19 protein-coding genes are annotated in these 22,485 nt (G+C 63.1%); 8 read left to right on the forward strand and 11 right to left on the reverse strand.

What is annotated here, in order from left to right; all coding sequences use genetic code 11:
* Window positions 1–7: 7 nt before the first annotated feature.
* The 4 genes from P0D68_RS00700 to P0D68_RS00715 all read right to left on the reverse strand — a co-directional run bounded on the left by P0D68_RS00700 (window position 8) and on the right by P0D68_RS00715 (window position 5,751).
* Window positions 8–2,050, reverse strand: a complete 2,043-nt coding sequence (locus tag P0D68_RS00700; RefSeq protein WP_408467970.1) for an acetyl/propionyl/methylcrotonyl-CoA carboxylase subunit alpha — start codon at window positions 2,048–2,050, stop codon at window positions 8–10.
* An 80-nt stretch (window positions 2,051–2,130) separates the two neighbouring features.
* The gene (locus P0D68_RS00705) at window positions 2,131–2,916 is read right to left on the reverse strand and encodes an enoyl-CoA hydratase/isomerase family protein (protein ID WP_408182556.1); all 786 of its coding nucleotides are present in this window, start codon (window positions 2,914–2,916) and stop codon (window positions 2,131–2,133) included.
* A 31-nt stretch (window positions 2,917–2,947) separates the two neighbouring features.
* Entirely contained in the window at window positions 2,948–4,555 is a 1,608-nt protein-coding gene (locus P0D68_RS00710; RefSeq protein WP_091807600.1) for a carboxyl transferase domain-containing protein, read from the reverse strand.
* Window positions 4,556–4,569: 14 nt separating this feature from the next.
* On the reverse strand, window positions 4,570–5,751 hold the full coding sequence (locus P0D68_RS00715; protein WP_408295494.1) for an isovaleryl-CoA dehydrogenase: 1,182 nt from the start codon (window positions 5,749–5,751) through the stop codon (window positions 4,570–4,572).
* 294 nt (window positions 5,752–6,045) lie between these two features.
* Here P0D68_RS00715 and P0D68_RS00720 point away from each other — a divergent pair, with 294 nt between their 5' ends.
* The 3 genes from P0D68_RS00720 to P0D68_RS00730 all read left to right on the forward strand — a co-directional run bounded on the left by P0D68_RS00720 (window position 6,046) and on the right by P0D68_RS00730 (window position 8,972).
* Window positions 6,046–6,792 carry a TetR/AcrR family transcriptional regulator gene (locus P0D68_RS00720; RefSeq protein WP_408295497.1) on the forward strand — a complete coding sequence of 249 codons (747 nt, stop codon included), beginning with the start codon at window positions 6,046–6,048 and terminating at the stop codon, window positions 6,790–6,792.
* Window positions 6,793–6,885: 93 nt separating this feature from the next.
* The gene (locus tag P0D68_RS00725; protein WP_408295500.1) at window positions 6,886–7,725 is read left to right on the forward strand and encodes a DUF72 domain-containing protein; all 840 of its coding nucleotides are present in this window, start codon (window positions 6,886–6,888) and stop codon (window positions 7,723–7,725) included.
* Between the two features lie 128 nt (window positions 7,726–7,853).
* Window positions 7,854–8,972, forward strand: a complete 1,119-nt coding sequence (locus tag P0D68_RS00730; protein ID WP_408295503.1) for a 3-deoxy-7-phosphoheptulonate synthase — start codon at window positions 7,854–7,856, stop codon at window positions 8,970–8,972.
* Between the two features lie 217 nt (window positions 8,973–9,189).
* On the opposite strand, the gene P0D68_RS00735 is transcribed toward P0D68_RS00730, so the two are convergent.
* Window positions 9,190–9,468: an HU family DNA-binding protein gene (locus P0D68_RS00735; RefSeq protein ID WP_006049832.1), complete on the reverse strand. Its 279-nt coding sequence runs from the start codon at window positions 9,466–9,468 to the stop codon at window positions 9,190–9,192.
* A 350-nt stretch (window positions 9,469–9,818) separates the two neighbouring features.
* Between P0D68_RS00735 and P0D68_RS00740 the strand changes: the two genes are divergently transcribed.
* Window positions 9,819–10,202 (forward strand): hypothetical protein, encoded by a 384-nt coding sequence (locus tag P0D68_RS00740; protein WP_408295506.1) that lies wholly within the window; start codon window positions 9,819–9,821, stop codon window positions 10,200–10,202.
* 188 nt (window positions 10,203–10,390) lie between these two features.
* Window positions 10,391–12,367 carry a putative bifunctional diguanylate cyclase/phosphodiesterase gene (locus tag P0D68_RS00745; RefSeq protein WP_408295509.1) on the forward strand — a complete coding sequence of 659 codons (1,977 nt, stop codon included), beginning with the start codon at window positions 10,391–10,393 and terminating at the stop codon, window positions 12,365–12,367.
* A 21-nt stretch (window positions 12,368–12,388) separates the two neighbouring features.
* On the opposite strand, the gene P0D68_RS00750 is transcribed toward P0D68_RS00745, so the two are convergent.
* The 5 genes from P0D68_RS00750 to P0D68_RS00770 all read right to left on the reverse strand — a co-directional run bounded on the left by P0D68_RS00750 (window position 12,389) and on the right by P0D68_RS00770 (window position 18,134).
* On the reverse strand, window positions 12,389–13,831 hold the full coding sequence (locus tag P0D68_RS00750) for a purine-cytosine permease family protein (protein ID WP_408295512.1): 1,443 nt from the start codon (window positions 13,829–13,831) through the stop codon (window positions 12,389–12,391).
* A 124-nt stretch (window positions 13,832–13,955) separates the two neighbouring features.
* Complete coding sequence (locus P0D68_RS00755) at window positions 13,956–14,888, reverse strand: electron transfer flavoprotein subunit alpha/FixB family protein (protein ID WP_408295899.1); 933 nt, start codon at window positions 14,886–14,888, stop codon at window positions 13,956–13,958.
* Between the two features lie 23 nt (window positions 14,889–14,911).
* Window positions 14,912–15,661 (reverse strand): electron transfer flavoprotein subunit beta/FixA family protein, encoded by a 750-nt coding sequence (locus P0D68_RS00760; RefSeq protein WP_408295515.1) that lies wholly within the window; start codon window positions 15,659–15,661, stop codon window positions 14,912–14,914.
* Between the two features lie 30 nt (window positions 15,662–15,691).
* Window positions 15,692–16,831 (reverse strand): acyl-CoA dehydrogenase family protein, encoded by a 1,140-nt coding sequence (locus P0D68_RS00765; RefSeq protein WP_177205162.1) that lies wholly within the window; start codon window positions 16,829–16,831, stop codon window positions 15,692–15,694.
* Window positions 16,824–18,134, reverse strand: a complete 1,311-nt coding sequence (locus P0D68_RS00770) for a CaiB/BaiF CoA transferase family protein (RefSeq protein WP_408295518.1) — start codon at window positions 18,132–18,134, stop codon at window positions 16,824–16,826. Before P0D68_RS00770 ends, P0D68_RS00765 begins: the two co-directional genes overlap by 8 nt.
* A gap of 66 nt (window positions 18,135–18,200) precedes the next feature.
* Between P0D68_RS00770 and P0D68_RS00775 the strand changes: the two genes are divergently transcribed.
* Complete coding sequence (locus P0D68_RS00775) at window positions 18,201–19,151, forward strand: LysR family transcriptional regulator (protein WP_408295521.1); 951 nt, start codon at window positions 18,201–18,203, stop codon at window positions 19,149–19,151.
* A gap of 4 nt (window positions 19,152–19,155) precedes the next feature.
* On the opposite strand, the gene P0D68_RS00780 is transcribed toward P0D68_RS00775, so the two are convergent.
* The gene (locus P0D68_RS00780) at window positions 19,156–19,884 is read right to left on the reverse strand and encodes a DUF899 family protein (protein WP_408295524.1); all 729 of its coding nucleotides are present in this window, start codon (window positions 19,882–19,884) and stop codon (window positions 19,156–19,158) included.
* Window positions 19,885–20,112: 228 nt separating this feature from the next.
* On the opposite strand from P0D68_RS00780, the gene P0D68_RS00785 reads away from it, so the two are divergent.
* Together P0D68_RS00785 and P0D68_RS00790 are read left to right on the forward strand one after the other, a co-directional pair.
* On the forward strand, window positions 20,113–21,051 hold the full coding sequence (locus tag P0D68_RS00785) for a LysR substrate-binding domain-containing protein (protein ID WP_408295527.1): 939 nt from the start codon (window positions 20,113–20,115) through the stop codon (window positions 21,049–21,051).
* Between the two features lie 109 nt (window positions 21,052–21,160).
* A complete protein-coding gene (locus P0D68_RS00790) occupies window positions 21,161–22,414 on the forward strand; it encodes an MFS transporter (RefSeq protein WP_408295530.1) in 1,254 nt (417 codons plus the stop codon).
* Window positions 22,415–22,485 lie beyond the last annotated feature (71 nt).

Raw genomic sequence — 22,485 nt, forward strand, 5'->3', positions numbered from 1 at the left:
TGCGCCCTTACTGCTGCACGTCCAGCACCAGAAGCTGCGCGCCGTCGGCAACCTGATCGCCGACTGAATACAGCACCTCTGAAACCGTGCCGGCAGCCGGCGCACCGATGGTGTGCTCCATCTTCATCGCTTCCATCACGATCAGCGGCGTGCCCTTCTCTACCACCGTGCCCGGTTCCACCAGCACCGCAATCACCTTGCCCGGCATCGGCGCGGTCAGACGGCCTTCGCCGCCTTCGGCGTCCGCAGCGTGTGCGAGCAGGTTTTGCCATTCGAACGCGAGCGCTTCGCCGATGCAAAACACATGGAACGTATCGCCGTCGACGAATACGCGGCCCGTTGCCCGCGCATCGCCGATCGTCGCGCGGAATTCATGCGGGCCGCTGCCGTTCGACCAGCTGAAGTCCTCGCGCACGCCGTCGTGTTCGAGCGTTTGCGTGCTGCCGTCGCGCGCGAACGCGACCGTGAACAGGCTTGCGTGATCGCCGCTGCTGTCCATGTCGCGCCAGCCGAGCGTCTGCGTATAGCCGCCATTCAGCCGCCAGTGCGACAACGCATCCCACGGCGACGCGCCGTGCGCCGTGCCGCCCTCGCGCGTGAGCAGCGCCGCGCAAGCGAGCGCCAGCGCTTCCTTGTATGGCTTCTTGCGCGGCGCGAACAAGGCGTCGTGATGACGCTCGATCAAGCCCGTGTCGAGATCGCCGGTCGCAAACGGCTCGCTAGCCACGATGCTTTGCAGGAACTCGATGTTGGTGTGCGGGCCGACCACCTCGCACGCATGCAGCGCGCGACTCAGACGCGCGAGCGCCTCTTCACGCGTGGCGCCGTGCACGATCAGCTTCGCAATCATCGGATCGTAGAACGGCGTGATGGTGTCGCCCTCACGCACGCCGCTGTCGATACGTACCGGCGCCTTGCGTCCCGGCTCGCCAAGACCTGCCGCATCGATCGCGAACTCCACGCCTTCCGGCATGCGCAAATGCTTGAGCGTGCCTGTGGACGGCAGGAAACCGCGCGCCGGGTGCTCTGCGTAGATACGCGCTTCGATGGCGTGGCCGTCGATCTTCAACTGTTCCTGCGCGAGCGGCAGCGGTTCGCCGGCGGCGACGCGCAGTTGCCATGCCACGAGGTCCTGGCCGGTGACCATTTCCGTGACCGGATGCTCGACCTGCAGGCGCGTATTCATTTCCATGAAATAGAATTCGCCCGTGCTGGTCATGATGAATTCGACCGTGCCCGCACCGACGTAATTCACCGCGCGCGCGGCGGCCACCGCGGCCTCGCCCATTTCGCGCTTGATTTCAGCGGGCAAGCCGGGCGCGGGCGCTTCTTCCAGCACTTTCTGGTGACGCCGCTGCACCGAGCAATCGCGATCGAACAGATAGACAGCGCCGCCGTGGCGGTCCGCGAACACCTGCACTTCCACATGGCGCGGCCGCGTCAGATACTTTTCGATCAGCACGCGATCATTGCCGAAGCTGCTCGCGGCTTCCCGCTTGCACGAAGCCAGCGCCGCCGCGAAATCCTCGCTGCGCTCGACCACGCGCATGCCCTTGCCGCCGCCACCGGCGCTGGCTTTGAGCAGCACCGGATAACCGATCGCATCGGCCTCGCGGTGCAGCAGTTGCGGGTCCTGATCGTCGCCGTGATAGCCCGGCACGAGCGGCACGGCGGCCGCGTGCATCAGCGCCTTCGCGGCGGCTTTCGAGCCCATCGCCGCAATCGCCTCGACCGGCGGTCCGATGAAGACGATGCCGGCGGCCTCGCACGCATGCGCGAAAGCTTCGTTCTCCGACAGGAAACCGTAGCCCGGATGCACCGCCTGCGCGCCGGTGGCGCGCGCGGCTTCGATGATGCGTTCGACGCGCAGATAGCTTTCCGCCGCCGTCGAACCGCCGATATGCACGGCCTCGTTACAGGCGGCCACGTGCTTCGCGTTGGCGTCCGCATCGGAATAGACGGCCACGCTCGCAATGCCGAGCCGCTTGCAGGTCGCGGCGACGCGGCACGCAATCTCGCCCCGGTTGGCAATCAGGATCTTGTTGAACATGAAGTGTCTCGATGAAGTGTGCCGTTTTATCGGGGCTGTTGTTCTGGTCAAGGCGCTGCGCGCGCCCTGGAATGGATGCGTTAGTTACGCCAGGCGGGCGGGCGTTTTTCGAGGAACGACGCCACGCCCTCACGCCCTTCGGCGCCGGCACGCGTGCGCGCGATGCGCGCCGCCGTGTCTTCGATCATCGCGTCGTTCAACTCGTGGCCCGCGATATCCTGCACGAGTTGCTTGCACGCGCGTACCGCCTGCGGACCGTTGGCGCAGAGCGTCTCGGCAATCTGCCGCACGGTGGCGTCGAGTTGCTCCACGCTGACGGCTTCACTGACCAGTCCGAGGCGCAACGCCGTTGCGCAATCGAACTGCTCGGCGGTGGTGAAATAGCGGCGCGACGCCTGCTCGCCCAGCGCACGAATCACGTACGGCGCGATGGTGGCCGGAATCAGACCGAGGCGCGCTTCCGAAAGGCAGAAGCGCGCGTTTTCAACGGCCACCACGATGTCGCACGCCGAGATCAAACCCATGCCGCCCGCGTACGCGTCGCCGTTCACGCGCGCGATCACCGGCTTATTGCAGCGATAGATCGACGACAGCATGTTCGCCAGCAACATTGCATCGGCTCGATTCTCGTCGTCCGAGTAACCGGCCATCTTCTTCATCCAGTTCAGATCGGCGCCCGCGCAGAACGCCTTGCCGTTCGCGGCCAGCACCACCGCGCGCACGTCGTCGCGATCGTTGAGCGCCGTGAAGGCCGAGGTCACTTCGGCGATCATCGTTTCGTTGAACGCGTTGCGCACGTCCGGCCGATTCAATGTGACCGTGGCGATCTGTCCGGCGAATTCGACCGTCAGTGTTTCGTATTGCATCGTCGCAGCTCCCGCGCTTTCTCGCGCATCGTCACATTCTGAACACGCCGAAACGCGTGTCTTCGATCGGCGCGTTCATCGCGGCCGACAGGCCGAGACCGAGCACGTCGCGCGTTTGCGCCGGATCGATCACGCCGTCGTCCCACAGGCGCGCGCTGGCATAGTACGGGTGGCCCTGATGTTCGTATTGATCGCGGATCGGCTGCTTGAACGCTTCTTCTTCTTCCGCGCTCCACGCACCGCCCTTGCCTTCAATGCCGTCGCGCTTCACCGTGGCCAGCACCGACGCCGCCTGCTCGCCGCCCATCACCGAGATGCGCGCGTTTGGCCACATCCACAGAAAGCGCGGCGAATACGCGCGGCCGCACATGCCGTAATTGCCCGCACCGAACGAGCCGCCGATGATCACCGTGAACTTCGGCACCTTGGCCGTGGCCACCGCCGTCACCATCTTCGCGCCGTTGCGCGCAATGCCTTCGTTTTCGTATTTGCGGCCCACCATGAAGCCGGTGATGTTCTGCAGGAACACCAGCGGAATCTTGCGCTGGCAGCACAACTCGATGAAGTGCGCGCCCTTGAGCGCGGACTCCGAAAACAGAATGCCGTTATTCGCGATGATGCCGACCGGATGTCCCCAGATATGCGCGAAACCGCACACGAGCGTGGTGCCGTAGCGTGCCTTGAATTCGTCGAACGCGGAGTCGTCGACGATACGCGCGATCACCTCGCGAATGTCGAACGGCTTGCGCGTATCCACGGGAATCACACCGTACATGCTCTTTACGTCGTAACGCGGCGGCTTCGGCTCCTGCAACGCAACCGGCACCTGCTTGCTGCGATTCAGATTGCCGACGATACTGCGCGCAATCCCGAGCGCATGCGCGTCGTTTTGCGCGAGATGATCGACCACGCCCGACAGACGCGTATGCACATCGCCGCCGCCGAGATCTTCCGCGCTGACCACTTCGCCGGTGGCCGCTTTCACGAGCGGCGGACCGCCCAGAAAAATCGTCCCCTGATTCTTGACGATGATCGACTCGTCGCTCATGGCCGGCACATACGCACCGCCCGCGGTACAAGACCCCATCACGACGGCGATCTGCGGAATGCCCGCGGCGGACAGATTCGCCTGGTTGTAAAAGATGCGGCCGAAGTGGTCGCGGTCCGGAAACACGTCGTCCTGATTCGGCAGATTGGCGCCGCCCGAGTCGACCAGATACACACAGGGCAAATGATTTTCAGCGGCGATTTCCTGCGCCCGCACGTGCTTTTTGACGGTGACGGGATAGTAGGTACCACCCTTGACCGTCGCATCGTTGCAGACGATCACGCACTCCTGCCCCGCGATCCGGCCAATCCCGGTGATGACACCCGCGCCGGGCGCATCGTTGTGATACATGCCGTAAGCCGCAAGTTGCGAGAACTCGAGAAACGGCGTGCCCGGATCGAGCAATTGCGCGATGCGATCGCGCGGCAGCAGTTTGCCGCGGCCCGTGTGTTTGTCGCGCGCCGCCTGACCACCGCCCAGCGCGAGTTTTTCGACTTTCGCGCGAAGGTCGGCGACCAGCGCTTCGAGCGCTGCCGCATTGGCGCGGAAGTCATCCGAGCGCGGATTCAGCTTTGATTCGATGATCGGCATGGCGGGCTTCTCCTTCAGACCGTCTCGGCAAACAGTTCGCGGCCGATCAGCATGCGGCGGATTTCGCTCGTGCCCGCGCCGATTTCATAGAGCTTCGCGTCGCGCCACAAACGGCCGACCGGATACTCGTTGATATAGCCGTTACCGCCGAGAATCTGGATCGCCTCGCCCGCCATCCAAGTGGCTTTTTCCGCGGTGTAGAGGATCACGCCCGCGCAGTCTTTGCGCACCTGGCGCACATGTTCCTTGCCGAGCGTATCGAGCTGGCGGCCCACTGCGTAAAGATAGGCTCGACATGCCTGCAACGTGGTGTAGAGATCGGCCACCTTGCCTTGAATGAGCTGGAATTCGCCGATCGGCTGACCGAACTGCTTGCGGTCGTGAATGTACGGCACGACCGCGTCCATGACCGCGACCATGATGCCCGTCGGGCCGCCCGCGAGCACGGCGCGTTCGTAGTCGAGGCCGCTCATCAGCACCTTCGCGCCGCCGTTTAGCTGGCCGAGAATGTTTTCCTCCGGCACTTCCACGTCCTGGAACACCAGTTCGCCGGTATGCGAGCCGCGCATGCCGAGCTTGTCGAGTTTCTGCGCAACCGAGAAACCCGTCATGCCCTTCTCGACGATAAACGCGGTAATACCGCGCGAATTCGCTTCGGGATCCGTTTTGGCGTAGACGACCAGCGTGTCGCAATCCGGGCCGTTGGTGATCCACATTTTCGTGCCGTTGAGCACGTAGTGATCGCCCTTCTTTTCGGCGCGCAGCTTCATGCTGACGACGTCCGACCCCGCGTTCGGCTCGCTCATGGCAAGCGCGCCGATGTGTTCGCCCGACACGAGCTTGGGCAAGTACTTCTGCTTCTGCGCTTCTGTGCCGTTGCGATGAATCTGGTTGACGCACAGATTCGAATGCGCGCCGTACGAGAGACCGACCGAAGCCGACGCGCGCGAGATCTCCTCCATGGCGATCATATGCGCCGTGTAGCCCATGTTCGCGCCGCCGTACTCCTCCGAGACCGTCATGCCGAGCACGCCAAGATCGCCGAACTTGCGCCACAGGTCCATGGGAAACTGATCCGTGCGATCGATTTCCGCGGCACGCGGAGCGATTTCTTTGGCAGCGAATCCCGCGATGCTGTCGCGCAGCATTTCGATTTCTTCGCCGAGCGGGAATTGCAAACCGGGCAGGTTGCTCATTGCTGTGTCTCCAGGAGTTCGTTGGCGGCCGGCCTTGGGGCGGCGGCTGGTCCGGATGCGGCTCAGCGGACGGTGGCGGACCGGTGGACCCGCCTTTATCGTCCCGCACGAAGCGCAACGTTCAAGCCGCATTTCACGCCAGATTTACGTAAGCGTCAATAGATATTTTTGAGTATCACTCAGAAAACGGCCGAACCCTCTACAAGGCTGAAATGGCGTGTTAGCATCGGCGTCACGGGGTCAATCGGCAGGCTTTCACGCCGAATTCGACCAGCAAATCTGAACTGGACTCATATGACGGTTGCCACGAAGGCCGAGTTACCCGCCTCGCGCCGCCAGCCGGCCGGGCGCAAGTCGCAGCAACGCGTGAAGGAAATCCTTCAGGCGGGGCGCGACGTGTTCTCCGAAAAGGGCTACGAGCGCGCGACAACGGCCGAGATCGCGCAGCGCCTGGGCATTTCCGAGGCGACCGTGTTCAGCTATTTCCGCGGCAAACGCGAGTTGTGCGCCCGGGTGATCGGCGACTGGTACGACGAGATCATCGAAGCGATCGAATCCGGCTTGCCGCGCGACGGCAATGTGCGCCAGCAGTTCGCGTTCATTGTTCGCACGCACTTGCGGTTGATGCTCGTAAACGGCACCGATCTGTGCGCGCTGGTGTTGTCCGAAGGACGGGCCCGCCACCATGAATTGAGCGAGGCGCTCACCGAGTTGCAACGCCGCTATACCGCACCGTTGATGCGCGTGCTCGCGCAAGGCCAGGAGAGCGGCCAGATTCGCGCCGACATGCCCTTGCGCTTGCTGCGCTCGATGGTGTTCGGGCCGATGGAGCACGTGTTGTGGGACGCCACGCTCGCGAACCGGCATATCGATATCGATGCGACCGCGGACCAGCTCATCGACGTGTTGTGGGCCGCGCTCACGCCGCCCGACCTGGCAGTGAGCGCGTTGCAGCAGTTCAGGGCGGAAGTGGCGGAAGCGAACCGGCGGTTCGAAGAGGCTGCGCGTCAAGCGGCAGACGCGTCGCGAAGCGGCGAATAGCAGGCGCGCTTCCGGTTCTCCGGACTTACGCGTTATCCGGCGAAAAAGCGGCTAATCTACTGCTTCCCCTGCGAAGCCAGATGGAGAGCCCAAGTGCCGAAAGAACCCGCCGTAAAAACCACAAAAACCGCGAAGGCCGCCAAAACGACGAACATCCGCATCGGCATAGGCGGCTGGACCTATGCGCCCTGGCGCGGCACCTTCTACCCCGCCGACCTCACGCAAAGCCGCGAACTCGAATACGCGAGCAGGAATCTCACATCGATTGAAATCAACGGCACGTTTTACGGTTTGCAGAAACCGGCGAGCTATGAGAAGTGGTATCAGGAAACGCCGGACGATTTCGTCTTTTCACTGAAAGCGCCGCGTTATGCGACCAACCGAAAAGTCCTCGCGGACGCGGGCGAAACCATCGAACGCTTTTTCGGCAGCGGTGTGCTGCTGCTCAAACAGAAACTCGGCCCGATCAACTGGCAATTCGCACCTACCAAAAAATTCGACAACGAAGACTTCGAAGCCTTTCTGAAGTTGCTGCCCGCCAGCATCGAAGGCCAGAAGCTCAGGCATACGATCGAAGTGCGCAACGACACCTTCAAGACGCCGGAATTCGTCGCGCTCGCACGCAAACACAAAGTCGCCATCGTCCTCGCTGGCGACAGCGAATACCCGCAGATCGCCGACATCACCGCGCCCTTCGTCTACGCGCGCATCATGGGCACGACGGACAAACAGGCCAACGGTTATTCGACCAAAGCGTTGGAAGCATGGGCGGAACGCGCGCGGCAACTGGCAGCGGGCGCGACACCGGACGATCTGGAAACCTCAGCGGAAGCACCCGCAAAAACAGGCGCACGCGATGTCTACCTCTACGTGATCAGCGGCTTCAAAGAGCGCAATCCGGCCGCCGCCATGGCCTTGATCAAACGCCTTTGACGCGTGCCGTCCCGGCCGCAGCACGCGAGTGTCATAATCCCGGCAGCGAAGACAGCCAGCATCGACGCACCCACACTCACGCAGTCAGGCCGCGAGGCCACTTCATCATCAAGGTCCGGGAGAACATTTTGAGCGCCATCGACAATCCTTTGCACGATCAGGAAGTCGGCTCGGCCGACGCCACCCAGGACACCACGCGCATCGACGACGTTCGGATCGGCGCGGTACGTCCGTTGATTTCCCCTGCGCTGTTGCAGGACGAATTGCCCACGCCGCCTTCGGTGCAGACGCTGGTCGAGAAGACCCGCGCGGAAATCGCCGACATTCTGCATGGCCGTGACGACCGGCTCGTGCTGATCGTCGGACCGTGTTCGATTCACGACCACGACCAGGCGATCGAATACGCGCGCAAGCTGAAGGCCGCCGCCGACAACTACAAGGACGATCTGCTGATCGTGATGCGGGTCTACTTCGAGAAGCCGCGCACTACCGTCGGCTGGAAAGGCTATATCAACGACCCGCGGCTAGACGGCAGTTTCCGCATCAATGAAGGTCTGCGTCTTGCACGGCAACTGCTGCTCGGCATCAACGGCCTCGGCTTGTCCACGGCCACCGAATTTCTCGACCTGCTCAGCCCGCAATACATCGCCGATCTCATCGCCTGGGGCGCGATCGGCGCGCGCACGACGGAGAGCCAGAGCCATCGTCAACTGGCTTCGGGACTGAGTTGCCCGATCGGCTTCAAGAATGGCACGGACGGCGGCGTACAGGTCGCCGCGGACGCGATCGTCGCCGCGCGCGCGAGCCACGCGTTCATGGGCATGACGAAAATGGGCATGGCCGCGATCTTCGAAACGCGCGGCAACGACGACGCGCACGTGATCCTGCGCGGCGGCAAGAAAGGGCCGAACTACGACAGCGCGTCGGTGGAAGCCACCTGTGCGGCGCTCAAATCAGCGGGGTTGCGCGAGCAGGTCATGATCGACTGTTCGCATGCGAACTCGGGCAAATCGCATTTGCGTCAGCTGGAGGTCGTGCAGGATATCGCGCAGCAATTGTCGCTGCGCGAGCGCCGCATTATCGGCGTCATGCTGGAAAGTCATCTGGAAGAAGGCCGCCAGGATCTGAAGCCCGGTGTGCCGTTGCGTCGCGGCGTATCCATTACGGATGCCTGCGTCAGTTGGGCGCAGACCGAGCCGGCGCTCGAGACGCTCGCCGAGGCCACCCGCAAACGCCGCGCGGGCTGAGTGCGCCGGGGCGCAGGCGCTGCTTCGAGCACGCCCTGCGTCGAACACCCCTGCGGAAAGTCCCGTTGGGGGTCGGCTCAAAAACACACGCGCCGCACCATCCGCCGGTTGATCCATCTGACCGGGGTTGGGCAGCGCGTGATTCCTCACACCCGATGCATCGCCCGCCGCGCGCCACGGCAGCGCGCGTGGATGCTCCGGCGTGAAGCGCGTTGCATTACGACGCGTTGACGGCTTCCTTGAACGCCTTGCCAGCGGTGAACTTCACCGTCTTGGCAGCCGCGATCTGGATCTCCGCACCGGTCGACGGATTGCGGCCGACGCGTGCTGCGCGGGCGCCAGTCGAGAAAGAACCGAAACCGACCAGTTGCACCGTATCGCCACCCACCACGGCCTTGGTCACCGCTTCGACGATCGCGTCGATGGTTTGGCCGGTGGCCGCTTTGCTTTCGCCCGTCGCTGCGGCGACTGCATCAATCAGTTCCTGTTTGTTCATAGCACTTCCCGTATGGTAATCATGGAACCGGCGCCACGTCTGTCGCGCCGGGACCGACACACTAACGCATAGGCGCCGGTTCGCGCAAACCTTGGGTGTAAGGCTTGTATCACCCGCCCACAGGGAATTTGACGATTTTTTCCTGCAAAGTGCCATAAGAATCGCGCGCTTAGGCATTTATCGCGCTCCATGCGTATTCTCCCGCTATCACAATCCGTTGCAATTTCAGTGATTTAGCGCTGCGCAAACCTTGGCCGGCGGCCTTTTTTACTATGTTATGGTGGATTAGAGAGTTTCTAAAATTGTCAGGACGAGAGGTCCGCAATCAAGAATCCGGGAGGAATAAAAAAATGAAATTTCGCCATATTGCAACATGTGCGCTCCTCGCTGTGACCTCGTGCGCAGCCTTCGCAGCCGGCGACAAAGCCTGCGCCACCCTGGTCGGCGCGGCACATTCCGGGTCGCCGCAGAGCTTTCAGGTCCGTGACGGCGAACCCGTCGACCTGGTGAGCCATGCCGGAACCGTCCACGGCAAGCTGCTGGTTTTCGGCGATGGCGGCACTTTCCGGGCTTATTGGCAACCTGAAAACAGTCCTGAAAAATATGTGCTGGCAAATGCCGGCGTGAATACCGTGCGTCTCGTCTCCACCCCGCCGCAAGGCACGCAGGCTCAAAACGGCCAACCGGGCACGACCCTGGAGCCTCAGCGCGTACTTTCATGTCCTGCACTTTGATACGCGAACCTGTCATTTGCGCCGCCTCGATTCGGCATAAATGACGGGTCGTGCAGCGTTTTCCGGTCGTACTTACCGCCTGTTCGGACCGGAATTCGATTTCGTTCAAGGTGTCCTTAAGATCCCATCTGCCCTGCCGATATACAAAGCTGCGTGTGCAGCGCAAACGTTTAAAAAAAAGGACGGGAATGGTTCTGCTAACCAAATTCAGGGATGCGCTGTCTGTCGCTAAACGCGACCCCGAACTCGTGCGCTCGCAGCTCGAGGCATTTGGCCACCAGGTCCCGCTTCTCTACTTCATTCTGCTGGTCAACACGACGACGGTCGCCATTACGCATATAAGTTGCGCGCCTGCGTGGTTGGCGATCTACTTTCCGGCGGCGCTGTGCGCCATCTGCGTCGTCCGATGCATACGATGGTGGCAACTCCGGCACCGCGTTCTGACCGACGACAGAGCGGTGTCCGAACTGCGCAAGCTCACCTGGCTGGCCGGCCTCTTCGCCGTTGCGTTCAGCAGCTGGTCGTTGCTCCTGTTTCCCTACGGCACCGCCTACGAACAGACGCAAGTCGCGTTTTACATGGCGACCACGGTAGTCGGCTGCGTGTTCTGCCTGATGCACCTGCGCGCGGCGGCCATGTTGCTGCTGTCGATCGTCATCCTAAGCTTCTCCACTTTTCTGGTTTTTACCGGCTATCCCGTTTTCATCGCGATGGCTGTCGATATGACACTGGTGGGTGTCGCGCTCGTCTTTATCATTCAACTGTATTGCCGGACATTCGCCGATGTGGTGCATGCACAGCGCGAGTTGCAGGCGAGCCAGCAGAAAACGCAGCGCCTGAGCGACGACAACTTCCGGCTCGCGAGCATCGACAGCCTGACCGACCTGCCCAACCGGCGCAGCTTCTTCGCCTCGCTGCGCGCGTTGTCCGAGCACGCGCTCGGCAGCGGCGGCGGATTCAATGTCGGCCTGATCGATCTTGACGGCTTCAAACAGGTCAACGACATCTACGGCCACGCCAGCGGCGATCTCGTCCTGCAGGAAGTCGGCGCACGCCTGTTGTCGCTCGCCGAGCCCGGCATTTTCTTCGCGCGCCTCGGCGGCGATGAGTTCGGCGTGCTCGCACAGCACAAACTGGCGAACGCGACGCTCGTCGAATTGGGCGAGCGTATTTGCGGGGCGCTCAGTCAGCCCTACCGGGTCGCCGGCAACGTTGCCGAACTGTCGGGTACCATCGGCTGGGCCGCGTTCCCCGAAGCCGGCACGACGGTCGCGCAAGTGTTCGAACGCGCCGACGCGGCGCTATACGCGGGCAAGGAAAGCCAGCGCGGCACCCCGGTCATTTTCTCGACCGAACATGAAACGCGCATCCGCCGCTCGAGCCTCGTCACCCAGGAGCTTCGCCATGCGGATCTCGAGTCGGAACTGTTCCTGGAGTTTCAGCCGATCTACGACGTGCTCACGCAGCGCACCATCGGCATGGAAGCGCTCGGCCGCTGGCATAACGCACGGCTCGGCGCCGTCAGACCGGAAGAATTCATTCGGATTGCCGAGCGTACCGAACTGATTCTACGCATCACGGAAGTGCTGCTGCACAAAGCACTCGACGAAGTGGCGCGCTGGCCGTCGGAGCTCTACCTGTCGTTCAATCTGTCGGCGATCGATATCTGCACGTCGGCACGCGCCCGCCGTCTGATCGATATCGTCATGGCAAGCGGCGTGCCGCCGCATCGCGTGTCGTTCGAAATCACCGAAACCGCGGTGACGCGTGATTTCGAACAGGCCCGTTGTTCGCTCACCATGATCAAGAAAGCCGGCTGCCGGGTATCGCTCGACGATTTCGGCACCGGCTATTCAAGCCTTAGCTACGTGCATCGCCTGCCCTTCGATACGATCAAGATCGACCGCAGTTTCATGACGGACGTGGATTCCAACAGCGCATCGAAAAAGATCGTCAAGTCGGTGCTCGACCTGTGCAGGAACCTCGGCCTCGAATGCGTCGTGGAGGGACTCGAGACGGTGTCGCAAGTCGAGGTCGTCAAAGCACTCGGCGCTCGCGCGGTGCAGGGTTATCTGTTCAGCCGGCCGATGCGGGCGAGCGCCATTGCCGCGTATTTGCAGGCGCCGCGTGGGCACGACCATGCAGCGCACATGCTGGAGCAATAGAGCACGTCACGGCGCCCTGCTCTATTGCCCCACGCCGTCCACGCCGCCGAGTTCATGCGGCAGAATCATCTGCTCGGGAATGTCAGCCCTTTTGGCTCGTGCTGCGAAGTAGTACAGCAATGCAGGCGCGGCCAATCCGACGATCCACGAAATGTCGACGCCGCCCAGCGCTTCCACCAACCCGCCGGTATAGAAACTCGTCGCGATGAACGGCATCTGGATCAGAACACCGAATGCGTACACCGCGATGCCCGTCATATTCCAGCGGCCATAGCGGCCTTGCGGATCGAACAGCGCCGGCACGTCGTAGCGCTCCCGGGTCACGAAATAGTAGTCGACCAGATTGATGGCGCTCCACGGCGTGAAGAAGGCGAGTAGAAAGAGCAGAAATGCAGTGAATTCCTTCAGAAACGCGTGATGTCCCGCCAGCGCAAGCCCCGTCGATGCACCCACCATCAGGAAAATGAAGACAAGGCGCGTGCGGCTCGAAATCGACCGTTGGCCGCCGAAGCCGGTCATGATGGTCGCCACCGACATCACACTGCCATACGCATTGAGCGTGGTGATCGTGAGCTTGCCCAATGCGATCGTGAAGTACAGCACGGCTGCGAGCATGCCGCTCGCGCCCAGTCCGACGATGAACGACACCTCGTGCCCCGCGAAACGATTACCCGCCAGCGCCGCGGCGAAAACACCGAACACCATCGAGACCTGCGCGCCGATCACGGAACCGAGGCCGACCGCCCAGAACGTCTTCAGTGCCGAAGTGGCACGCGGCAGATAGCGCGAGTAATCGGCGACGTATGGACCGTATGCGATCTGCCATGAAGCCGACAACGACACGGCGAGCAGAAACGAGCCGAGCGTAAAGTGCCGGTTGTTCAACAGCACGCCGATATCGTGCCCATGCAGCAGACTAGCGAACAGATAGAGAAACGCCAGTACGCCGACGATGCTCGACATACGGCCCATCGCGTGAATGGTGCGATAGCCGAGTGCGGTCAGCAAGGCGATCAACCCGGCGAAGATGACGATCGCCGTGGTGTTCTCGACATGCAGCAACTGCCCGATCGCCTGCCCGGCAAGCACGGTACCGCCCGCGGAAAAGCCCACGTACATCACGCACACCAGCGTGAGCGGAATGATCGCGCCATAGACGCCGAACTGCACGCGGCTCGAAATCATCTGCGGCAAACCGAGTTGCGGACCCTGCGCGCCATGCAACGCCATGACCGTGCCGCCGATCATCTGTCCGACGAGCAAGCCGATCAACGACCAGAAGACGTCGCCGCCGAGCACCACCGCGAGCGCGCCGGTCACGACCGCCGTAACCTGCAGGTTCGCGCCGAACCATAGCGTGAACTGGCTAACGAGACTGCCGTGGCGCTCCGCTTCGGGGATATAGTCGATGGAGCGCCGCTCGATCAGCGAAGGCGTCGCTGCGCGCGGAATAGAAGTTGCCATGTGTATCTCCTGACATGTCGCTACGCTGCCTTGCAGCAGCAATGGGAAAGCGGTTTGAGTGACGATCGATGGCTGTCTGTTGTTGTTATTCGATTCGCCAGACTGCGCAGCGCGCAGGGGCGCGCTAGAGCGCAGCCGTGAATTGCGGCACTGCTTCGAATAGATCGCTTACGAGACCGTAATCGGCGACGCTGAAAATCGGCGCTTCTTCGTCCTTGTTGATCGCGACGATCACTTTGCTGTCTTTCATGCCGGCCAGGTGCTGGATCGCACCGGAGATGCCGACCGCGACATACAGTTGCGGTGCGACGATCTTGCCGGTTTGGCCGACCTGATAGTCGTTCGGCACGAAGCCCGCATCCACTGCTGCGCGCGATGCGCCGAGGGCGGCTTGAAGTTTGTCCGCCAACGGTTCGAGGACCTTCGTGTAGTTCTCGCCGTTGCCCAAACCGCGACCGCCCGAGACGATGATCTTCGCCGACGTCAGTTCCGGACGGTCCAGCTTCGTCACTTCACGGCTCACGAAGTGCGAAATGCCGCTGTCCGCTGCGGCTTCGATCTTCTCGACCGTTGCGCTTCCGCCTTCCGCCGCCACAGCGTCGAAACCGGTCGAACGAACCGTGATGACCTTGATCGGGTCAGCCGATTGCACCGTCGCGATCGCGTTGCCTGCGTAGATCGGGCGCTCGAACGTGTCAGCGCTGTCCACTGCGGTGATGTCGCTGATCTGCGCGACATCGAGCTTCGCGGCGATACGCGGCGCGATGTTCTTGCCGTACGCCGTTGCCGGCGCGAGGATGTGCGTGTAATCCTTTGCGATGTTCAGCACCGTCGCTTCGACGTTTTCCGCGAGACCCGCTTCGAGTTGCGGCGCGTCAGTCAGCAGGACCTTCGAAACGCCTGCAATCTTCGCTGCCGCATCCGCTGCGGCTTGTGCGTTGTGCCCTGCCACCAGCACGTGAATATCCCCGCCAATCTTCTGCGCCGCTGCGATCGTGTTCAGCGTCGCGGCCTTGATCGACGCGTTGTCGTGTTCTGCTATTACCAGATTAACCAGATTCGTCATTTGCTCTGTCTCCCTCACAGCACCTTGGCTTCGGTCTTCAGCTTCTCGACCAGCGTCTTCACATCCGGCACCTTCACACCGGCGGAGCGCTTCGGCGGCTCGACAACCTTCAGCGTCTTCAGGCGCGGCGTGACGTCGACACCGAGGTCTTCCGGCTTGATCGTTTCCAGCGGCTTCTTCTTCGCCTTCATGATGTTCGGCAGCGTCACATAGCGCGGCTCGTTCAGGCGCAGGTCGGTCGTGATGACTGCGGGCAGCTTTAAAGACAGCGTTTCAGCGCCACCGTCCACTTCACGCGACACCGTAGCCTTTCCGTCGGCGACGACAACCTTCGAGGCGAACGTCGCCTGCGGCAAACCGGCCAAAGCAGCCAGCATCTGGCCGGTCTGGTTCGAATCGTCGTCGATAGCCTGCTTGCCAAGAATGACCAGCGAAGGTTGTTCCTTCTCGACCAGCGCCTTCAACAGCTTGGCCACCGCAAGCGGTTGCAACTCCGTGGACGATTCGATCAACACAGCGCGATCCGCGCCGATCGCCAGCGCTGTACGCAGCGTTTCCTGCGTTTGCGCGATACCGCAAGAAACCGCCACTACCTCGCTAACCACGCCCGCTTCCTTCAACCGCACCGCTTCTTCGACCGCGATCTCATCGAACGGATTCATCGACATCTTCACGTTCGCGATGTCGACGCCCGTGCCGTCCGATTTGACCCGAACCTTCACGTTGTAATCGACCACCCTCTTCACAGCCACCAGCACCTTCATATCGCTCTCCTCTCGCAACCGCTCCATCGATCAGGCCAGCACCATCCGCGCAATCACGGTGCGCTGAATCTCCGACGATCCCTCGTAGATCCGCAGAATTCTCGCGTCGCGCACCAGCCGTTCGAGCGGCATCTCGCGGGTGAATCCGTAACCGCCGTGAATCTGCAAGGCGGTATCCGTGACGAAGCCGACCGTCTCCGATGCATACAGCTTCGCCATCGACGCGTAATCGGTGAACGGCTCGCCCGCCGCGCGCCGCACGGCCGCCTGCAAGGTCAGAAGCCAGGCGGCCTCGAGCCGGGTCTTCATGTCGGCGAACATCCATTGCAAACCTTGCTTGCGCGACAGCGGCTCCCCGCCAACCTGGCGCTGCCTCGCCCACTCCACCGCGCTCGCGAGCGCGGCCTCGGCAATCCCCAGGCTCGTTGCGGCGACATCGAGCCGGCTGTTGTCGAGCACTTTCATCGCCGTGCGAAAACCGGTGCCTTCGGCGCCGAGCCGATTCGCGGCCGGTACGAAACAGTCGAAAGCGATCTCGTGCGCCGGCGCGCCGCGAATGCCCATCAGCTTTTCGGCCGGCGCCACGTCCACGCCCGCGCTATACCGGTCAACCACGAACGCGCTGATGCCGCGCGCGCCGGCGTCCGGATCCGTCTTCGCATAGACGACGATGAAGTCCGCCGCCTGAGCGTTCGAGATGAAATGCTTCACGCCGCGAATCCGGTAACCGTCGCCCTCGCGCGTCGCGCGGGTCGCCATGTCGGCGGGATTCGAACCGGCGCGCGGTTCGGTCAGCGCAAACGCGCCGAGCTTCGTGCCCACGGCGGCTTCGGGCAAATAGCGGTCACGCAGACTATCGTCTCCACCGATCAGAATCGAGTCGGTCGCGAGATAGTGCGCACCGATCATCGACGACGTCGACGCACACGCCTTCGCGATTTCGACCAGCGACAGAATGATCGCCACCGGCGATGCGCCAATGCCGCCCCACCGCTCGGGCAGGTTCATACCCATCACACCGAGTTCGGCGAGTTGCGCGACATAACGCGTGGTGGGAATTTCGTCGCGGTCCACTTCGGCTGCGCGCGGCGCGAGTTCGCTTTGCGCAAAGCGTTCGATCGCGTCGGCGATCTCCAGATCGTTCTGTTCGACGCCCATTCGTTTAAGCACGGTAGCTCTCCCTGGCGAGTTCATCGGAATGCGCGAATTGCGCGCTGTTGGCGGCATCGCCGTTGCGACCGAACACACCTAGCCTACGCAGCTCGGCGATTCGCGCTGCGTCGAGGCCGAACGTATGCAGTATTTCCGCGGTGTGTTGGCCCAATCGCGGCGCGGCGGTGACACGGTTGCCGCCGTAGGCCGAAAATTTGACGGGCTGTGAAGGCAGACGCAGCATAGGGCCGGCAGGACCGTTGGCGCGAGGCACCTCGGTGAGCAAGCCACGGAAGGCGGCCTGTTCGCTTTCGAGCGCCTGCTGCACGTTGCGGATCGGCGCGACCGGAATACCGGCGGCGCCGAGAATCCGGTTCACTTCGGCGACCGAACGTTGTGACGACCACGCTTCGACACACGCGCGCAACTCCGCTTCGTGCTCGCAACGCGACGCATCGCTCGCATAGCGCGGGTCGCCCGAAAGTTGCGGCTCGCCGATGGCCTGAGCGAAGGTGTCGAACAGCTTGTTGTTGAGCACCGCGACCACATAGAAACCGTCTTGCGCGCGGAAAGCACCGAACGGCGCCGACGACGGGTGACGATTCCCGACGCGCCGCGGCGCGATCCCGGTGGCGGCAAAGCGGGCCACCAGCGTTGCGCTCAGGCTCAGCGTCGCGTCGAACATCGAGACGTCGACGTGCGTGCCTTGACCGGTCTTCTCGCGCGATAACAGCGCGGCAAGCACGCCCCACGAGGCGAACAACCCGCTCACCACATCCGAAACCGATTCGCCGATCAGAGTCGGCGAGCCGTCGGGAGAGCCGGTGGCATCCATCAGGCCGCACATGGCCTGCAAAATGATGTCGTAAGCAGGGCGATGCGATTCGGGACCGGTTTGGCCGAAGCCCGACACGCTCGCATAGACGAGCGCCGGGTTGCGCGCGGCAAGTTGCGCGTAGCCGATGCCCAGCTTGTCCGCCACGCCCGGCCGGAAATTTTCGACCACCACGTCGGCGCCGGCGCTCAGCGTTTGCGCCAGCTCGCGGCCCTCGGCGGTTTTCAGATCGATCACGATGCTGCGCTTGTTGCGATTCATCGCGGCGAACAAGCCGCTCTCGCCATCCGCAAAGGGACCCACCGCGCGGTAGTCGTCGCCGCCCGGCGGCTCGACCTTGATGACATCCGCGCCCAGATCGCCCAGCAAAGCCGTGCAGAACGGCCCGGCGAGCACACGCGAGAAATCGACGATACGCACGCCGGTGAGCGGCAAAACGGGTAACTCGGGCAACGTCACGGCGAACTCCTGTTGAAGACGATGCACCGATTCTCGTCACCCAGACCTATCAAGTAAAATATGGGAATAAATTAGCTGCTATAGGAATTCCTAATGCGTATCTCACTGCGGCTGTTGCGTTATTTCGCGGCTGCGGCGCAAACCGGCAGCACGACGGCGGCGGCACGTCAGCTCAACGTTTCGCAGCCGTCCATCTCGGTTGCGATCCGCGAACTGGAAGCGCTATTCGAAGAAAACCTGTTCGCGCGCGACGCCGGTTCGAAGATGACGTTGACGCGCTTCGGCGTGCGCAAGCTTGCGGAAGCGCGTCAACTGCTCGCCGCCGCCAACGCCTTCGAACTCGACGACAGCGGCGACGCGGCGTCGGGAGAAGTCCATATCGGCGTGTTCAGCACGCTGGCGCCGGTGTATTTGCCAGTGTTGCTGCGCATTGCGCAAACACGTTTTCCGAACCTGACGGTGCGCTTCGTGGAAGGCAATCTGGTGGAACTGGAGGAATGGCTGAACAGCAGCCATATCGAACTGGCGCTGACCTACGACGTAGGCTTGCCCGCCGAACTCGAACTCGAGCCGCTGGCATCGTTGCGTCCATACGGTCTCGTACCCGCCGACTCGAAGCTCGCCAAAGCGCGCGGCGGCATTTCGCTCTCCGAGCTTGCCAAAGAGCCGTTGATTCTCATCGATCTGCCGCACAGCCGTGAGTTTTTGATGGCACCGTTCTGGCAATTTGGGCTGACGCCGGAAGTCCGTTATCGCGCGACGTCGATCGAACTGGTGCGGAGCATGGTGGCCAACGGCCTGGGGGTATCGCTGCTGATCACGCAGAGCCCGGCGGCTGCGGTCAGCACAGCGGTCGCCGAGCGGCCGATCCGCGAGGAAACCATCCGCCAGCCGCTCGTGATCGCGCGCTCGAAGCGAGCGACGCGCACCCGAGCCTCGGAGCTAGTAGCGCAGTGCATCCGCGACGCCGTGCGCGAAGCGATGGCCGCGCGCGCGGGCCATCGCCGAAAGACCCGGCCAATCCTCTCTGGACAGGCCGAATAGCGGCCTAAACCGCCGCAGCGCCGTATTCGAGCTTCGGATACCAATCCGTGCCGCGACCGCCGGGCGTCATGTCGAGCACGGTCCAGATCGGCATCACGTCGGGTGCGCCGCGTGGATCCTGGCCGGGGTCCGCCGTCGAGGGGCCCATCTCCTCGGCCCAGAAGTGCCGCACGGTGCCGCCTGAACGCGAGAAAACATTGAACGCGGGATTATCGTCGCCGGCCGGATCTTCGGCTGCGTAATCGCGATTGAAGGTGTTGCCGCCTGACGAATAAAGCCGCAGATGCCGCCAGCCACGCTCCTTGTTGAACGCAACCAGTTTCCCGATTGGCGAGCGGGCAATCACGGCGAACGCCACGCGCTGCAGGATGTCGGGCATTTCGCCGTCGTATGCGCTCAGGAGCGACGTGCACATTGGACACGGCCGGGCACGCTGCGGGCCGAACATCCAGTTGTAGGTGACGAGCGTCTCATGCGCGCCGAACATCTCCGATAGCGTTACCGGCCCCGCTTCGCCCATGAACAAATAATCCTCGGGCACGACGCCGCCGGGCGGCAGCGCGCGGCGCTGTGCGGCGACGCGCTCGATATGCCGGCGCAATTCGATTTCCTCGGCGAGCAGGTCGTTGCGCGCGCGACGATATTCGGCGCTCTCGCCGGGAAACCGGCTCGGCGCGTCGGCCAGCAGCCGGGCCGGCTTCAGGGTCTGGGTGGATGCGTGTGCGTCGGTCATCAGCCATCTCCTCTTACGGAACAAGGATAAAGGGCGTGAGCGCCGCGATGGCGGACGCGTTCCCGTCCTCTATATAGCCACGACGAACCGCGCGGCGAAAAATCGACAGCATCGGTGAAAATATTCTGGCGATGCTCACGCCCCAAGCGCGGCAACCGAAAGCGCGCGGCAAGGTATCCTTGAGCGAAACCGCACGCGCAACAGGCGCGCCGTTCATGGGGATGCAACATGCCGCTTCGTCTGCCACCGCTGCCGGCGCTTCGTTTTTTTGAAGCGGCCGGCAGGCATCAGAGTTTCAAACTCGCCGCCGCGGAACTGAATGTGACGCCGAGCGCCGTGAGCCACGGCATTGTCGGACTGGAACAGGCGCTCGGCGTCGAACTGTTCGCGCGCGCGCCGCGCGGCATTTCGCTCACGGCAGCCGGCGCGGACTATTTGTCCTACGTCTCCGAGGCGTTTTCGCTGATCGCCATCGGCACGCAGCGCCTGCCGAACCACCGCGCCGACCGCCCGATCGCGCTGAGTTGCGCGCCGACCTTCGCGTCGCGCTGGTTGTTGCCGCGCCTCGCCGGCTTTCGCGCGCGCTGGCCGAATGTGAACGTGAGCGTCGACACGTCGCATCGTCAGGTCGGTTTTCCCGTCGACGGTTTCGACTTCGCGATCCGCTTGAGCCGCGCGCCGGTTGCAGGCACCGCCTGGACGCGCCTGTTCGGCGAGCGCTTCGTGCCCGTGTGCAGCCCCGCGTATCTGGAAACGCTGCGCGACGAGAACGGCCACGCCGACCTGCGACGCGCGACGCTCGTTCACGTCAACGCCGCCAGCGAAGACTGGCAGGTGTGGCTGGATGCGACCGGCACGGAAGGCATCGACACGACCGGCGGCTTGCATGTCGACACGATCCAGCTCGCGTTCGAAGCCGCCGCCGTGGGCCTCGGCGTCGCGCTCGGCAGAAAGCCGCTGGTGGATTCCGAACTGGTCAGCGGCGTGCTGGTGGAGGCGAGTCCGGCGACCATCGCCTCGACCACGGCCTACTGGCTGGTGAGCGCGGAAAACGTGGATCGTCGGCCGGAGCTTTTCGACTTCAAGCGCTGGCTGGTGAGCGAGGCCGAGCACCTGGCGACGGACGCCGACGCAACCGCTCACGCAGTGCGCAGCGCCGCCAACTAAACCGCCTGCGTAATTCGCACAGGTGAGCCACGCTCACCTGTCGTCGAAATCTTTTCTTTTGCCGCTTCTGATGCTCGCTGCGACCATGGTGTCAAAGGAGATCAGAACCATGTCGACCACCAACGGCAGCAAACGCTTCATCCCCGCATTCAACCAGACGACGCTCGTGATCCTTGCCGGCGCGCTCATTCTGAGCGCCGCGATGGGCATCCGGCAGACCTTTGGTCTCTTCATCGGGCCGTTCTCGTTCGACCGCGGCTTGCCGGTCACGCTGATCGCGTTCGCGATCGCGCTGCACAATCTGGTGTGGGGTTTCGCCCAGCCGTTCGCGGGCGCGGCCGCGGACCGTTACGGTTCAGCGCCAGTGGTCGCGTTCGGCGCGACGACGTTCGCGGCCGGGCTCAGTCTCGCGGCCGTGGCGCCCGGCGGCGCCATGCTGATCGTCGGTATGGGATTGCTGGTGGGCATCGGCGTGAGTTGCACGACCTTCGGCGTGGTGTTGCCGGCGGTCGGCCGCATCGCCTCGCCTGAAAAACGCAGCATGGCGATGGGTCTGGTCAGCGCCGGCGGTTCCGCGGGTCAGGTGCTGATGGTGCCGCTCGTGCAGAATATCCGGCTGAGTTCGGGCATCGCCACATCGCTTTTCGTGCTGGCTTTCCTGATGCTGTTGATCGCGCCGCTCGGCATGATGCTCGACCGGCGCGCGCGGGTGGGCACGCCGGTTCAGGAAGCGCCGCTTGAGCCGCTTCGTAAAGTGCTCGCCCAGGCGGCCCGGCATCGCGGCTACCGGCTGCTGACGCTCGGCTTCTTTACGTGTGGCTTCCAGCTTGCGTTCATCGCCACGCATCTGCCCGAATATCTGTCGCTATGTCATATGCCGGTCGGACTCGGCGCCACCGCGCTCGCGCTGATCGGCCTCTTCAATATGGCGGGCAGCTGGGCCTGCGGCTGGCTGGGCGGCCGTTTCCGGCAGCATGTCGTGCTCGGCTGGCTGTACCTGATTCGCAGCGCGACGATCGGCGCGTTCTTTCTGTTGCCGAAAAGCCCGGCTTCGGTCGTGATCTTCGCGGCCGTGATGGGGCTGACCTGGCTCGGTACCGTACCGCTCACGAGCGGGCTCGTCGCCAAAGTGTTCGGCACGCGCCACCTCGGCAGCCTGTTCGGGTTCTGCTTTCTGAGCCATCAGATCGGCTCGTTTCTCGGCGCGTGGTTGGGCGGTCTGGTGTTCGATCTCACCGGCTCGTATTCCCTGCTGTGGGAAGCGACCGTGATAGCCGGCCTCGTTGCCGCGATGCTGCACTTCCCGATCGACGACACCGCGGTGAGTACGCATACGCTGCGCGTTCAGCCGGCGGCGGCGTGAACGTGCGTGTGGGGCCTTGCGGCACTTGCGGCACTTGCGGCACTTGCGGCACTTGCGGGCGGAGGCTACGA

Source organism: Paraburkholderia sp. RL17-380-BIE-A (assembly GCF_046028085.1).
In the GTDB taxonomy this organism is placed as follows: domain Bacteria; phylum Pseudomonadota; class Gammaproteobacteria; order Burkholderiales; family Burkholderiaceae; genus Paraburkholderia.